Source organism: Dietzia sp. CQ4 (assembly GCF_014145125.1).
Classification (GTDB): Bacteria; Actinomycetota; Actinomycetes; order Mycobacteriales; family Mycobacteriaceae; genus Dietzia; species Dietzia natronolimnaea.
Genome location: NZ_JAALDZ010000444.1, coordinates 1 through 3,267, shown reverse-complemented (window position 1 = coordinate 3,267; position 3,267 = coordinate 1). Strand labels below are relative to the sequence as shown.

Here is a 3,267-nt window from a genome sequence, read left to right as displayed (position 1 = left end):
GCCCGACCGCGTCTCGCGGTCGGGCGGGTCGGGATCGGTTCCGCCCGGGTGGGCCGGGTCAGTGGTTGATGGTCTTCTCCACACCGACGCCGGTGAGGGAGCGGACCTCCATCTCCACCCGCTTCTGCGGGAACTCGTCCTTCTTCCCGAGGAACGTGCCGATGATGCCGAGCAGGAACGCCAGCGGAATCGACACGATGCCCGGGTTGGACAGGGGGAACAGCGAGAAGTCGACACTGGTGATCATCGACTTCGGGCCACCCGAGACCGCGGGCGAGAGCGCGATCAGCACGAGTGTGCTGATCAGGCCGCCGTACATGGAGAACAGCGCACCGGTGGTGTTGAAGCGCTTCCAGAACAGCGAGTAGAGGATGGTCGGCAGGTTCGCCGACGCCGCGATGGCGAAGGCGAGGGCGACGAGGAACGCGATGTTCTGCCCCATGGCGCCGATGCCCATGATGATGGACGCGACACCGATCACCACGACGGTGATCCGGGACACGCGCAGCTGGGCCTTCTCCGTGGCCTTGCCGTGCTTGATCACACCGTTGTAGATGTCGTGGGCGAACGACGCCGAGGCGGTGATCGCCAGGCCCGCGACCACCGCGAGGATCGTCGCGAAGGCCACCGCCGAGATGATGCCGAGGAATATCTCCCCGCCCAGCGCGAAGGCCAGCAACGGGGCCGCCGAGTTCACGCCACCCGGCGCCGCCTCGATGACGTCCGATCCCACCATCGCCGCGGCACCGAAGCCGAGGACCAGGGTGAACAGGTAGAAGGACCCGATGAGCGCGATCGCCCAGGTGACCGAGCGACGGGCCTCCTTGGCGGTGGGGACCGTGTAGAAGCGCATCAGCACGTGGGGCAGGCCGGCGGTGCCGAAGACCAGGGCGATCGACAGGGAGATGAAGTCGAGCTTGCTGGTCTCGGTGGCGCCGTACTGCAGACCCGGGCTGAGGAGGTCCTTACCCGAGTTGGCGACGGCCTCGCCGAGGAGTGCCGAGAAGTTGCCCCGCGCCGCCACCAGGACGAACAGGCACATGATCAGCACGCCACCCACGAGCAGCACGGCCTTGACCATCTGCACGTACGTGGTGCCCTTCATGCCACCGACCAGCACGTAGACGATCATCAGGATCCCGACGGCCGCGACGACGATCGCCTGGCCGGTGGAATCGTTGATGTTGAGCAGCAGGGCGACCAGACCGCCGGCGCCCGCCATCTGGGCGATGAGGTAGAACAGGCAGACCGCGAGAGTCGCCAGGGCGGCGGCCATGCGGACGGGCCGCTGGTTGAGACGGAAGCTCAGCACGTCGGCCATGGTGAACCGACCGGTGTTCCGCATCAGCTCGGCGACGAGCATCAGCGCCACCAGCCACGCCACCAGGAAGCCGATGGAGTAGAGGAAGCCGTCGTAACCGTTGATGGCGATGGCACCGGCGATGCCCAGGAACGAGGCCGCCGAGAGGTAGTCGCCGGCGATCGCGAACCCGTTCTGCGGCCCCGTGAAGGTGGAGCCACCGGTGTAGAAGTCCTTGGTCGACTTGGTCGACTTGGACGCCCGCAGCACCAGCGTCATGGTGACGACGATGAAGATGCCGAACACGACCATGTTGAGCAGAGTGGAGCCGACCTGCTCCCCCGGGGTGAGCTCACGGATGTTGATCAGCCAGTCGCCCATCAGGCCACCTCACCTTCCAGCTCGTGGCGGATCGCTTCCGCGCGGGGGTCGATCACCCGGTTGGCGAACCGGATGTACAGGAACGTGATGAGGAACGTGGTGACGAACTGCGCCAGACCGATGATCAGCCCCCAGGTGATGTTCCCGAAGACCCTGGTCGCCATGAAGTCGGTCGCGTAGACCGCCAGTAGCACGTACAGGAAGTACCAGACGAGGAAGGCGATCGTCATGGGGAAGACGAAGGCCCTGAACTTGCTGCGCAACTCCTGGAATTCCGGGCTGGAGTGCATCGCCTCGAAGTCAGCCGCTTCCGGGCTACGTCGTGACGATCCTCCCACCGGGGGATCAGCTGGTTGGGACACGGAGGTCCTCCGTTTCAGTTCTCTCGAGCCACACCTCTGTAGTGATGCGCCTCACAGACTAGGACTGGAGAAGTGTGACACGGGACACAAGGGTTTGCCGAGGCCAATCCGCCCCGGGGGGCCGACGGAGGCAAACGCGGTGGTGACACCACCCCTATCGGGGGGCGAAGCCACCTCATCCGGGGGGGTCGGCGCCGACGTCGGGGTCAGGCACCGCCCCGTCGACCGACGGCGTCGGCGAACACCCGGACGATCTCGTCGGTCGTCTGCGCGACATGACTGCTCCCCCCGGTCACCCGGGCGATCTCGGCCAAGGTCTCCGGGTCGGCGTCGTCGAGCAGGCCGACGGTCACCACGATCACCGGCTCGGACGGGTCGACCATGCCCCGGAGTGCGAGGAGGAAGTCGTCCCGGGTCAGCTCCGACACCGTGTCGTTGGCCCCGTCGGAGATCACGATGATCGAGTTGATCATGTCGGGGTCGTAGCCCGACCGGACCGCCGCGTAGGCGTCGAGCACGGTCCGGTGGAGATCCGTCCCCCCGCCGACCAGCCCGGGGAGCGACGCCAGAGCGCCGGCAAGCGAATCGCGGTGGCTCCCCTCGGGGGTGGGGGCGTCGAGGCGGGTGAGCGGGGCTACCTCGCGGTACGGGCGCCCGTCCAGACCCGCGTCTCCACCGAAGGCCCACAGGCCGAGGGCGGCGTCGTCGGGGAACCGCGCGAGTCCCGCGTCGGCGGTCTCGACGAGTGTCCGGATCCGGGTGACCCCGGTGTCCGCCATGGCGAACCCCATCGAGCCCGAGGTGTCCACCAGGACGAGTGACCGTCCGGGCATGGCGAGCAGCCGCCATCGCTGGAGTGCCCCGTGCAGGCGGTTCGGGTCGCGGACCACCAGGGCCTCGACCTCCCCGACCCCGGCCCCGCCGGCGAGCGGTGACCTGTCGGCGAGCCGGAACCCGTCCTCGGCGAGGCCGGACGTGAACCCGGGCGAGCCGGTGGCGGCACGCAGTTCCTCGGCCGCTCCGACGACCTCGTCCCTGCGCACCGGATCCTGGGTGGTGACGGCGAGGGGGTACCCGAGGAAGACGGCGCCGGTGCGCGGGGCGGTCAGGACGAGGCCCGCCTCCGGTGCGTCACGTCGGGCCGTCTCGGCGTTCTGCTCGCTCACGATCGCGGTGCCCCCCGCGACCGTCACCCGGTCGAGCAGCTCGCGGGCGGTCGGCGGC

General features: G+C 68.4%; 3 protein-coding genes. All 3 read right to left on the bottom strand.

Translation table 11 applies throughout. The features are described from left to right. Positions 1-58 precede the first annotated feature (58 nt). Positions 59-1,681 (bottom strand): cation acetate symporter, encoded by a 1,623-nt coding sequence (locus G6031_RS18605; RefSeq protein ID WP_179524676.1) that lies wholly within the window; start codon positions 1,679-1,681, stop codon positions 59-61. Next, positions 1,681-1,971: a DUF485 domain-containing protein gene (locus G6031_RS18600; RefSeq protein ID WP_179524675.1), complete on the bottom strand. Its 291-nt coding sequence runs from the start codon at positions 1,969-1,971 to the stop codon at positions 1,681-1,683. The genes G6031_RS18605 and G6031_RS18600 overlap by 1 nt, the downstream gene beginning before the upstream one ends. 278 nt (positions 1,972-2,249) lie before the next feature. Then, on the bottom strand, positions 2,250-3,267 hold a 1,018-nt coding region (locus tag G6031_RS18595), incomplete at its 5' end, for a VWA domain-containing protein (RefSeq protein ID WP_182654094.1).

Bases quoted from the DNA above. Each gene is read 5' to 3' on its own strand.
- G6031_RS18605 (WP_179524676.1), bottom strand. From the start codon at position 1,681: ATGGGCGACTGGCTGATCAACATCCGTGAGCTCACCCCGGGGGAGCAG.
- G6031_RS18600 (WP_179524675.1), bottom strand. From the start codon at position 1,971: ATGCACTCCAGCCCGGAATTCCAGGAGTTGCGCAGCAAGTTCAGGGCC.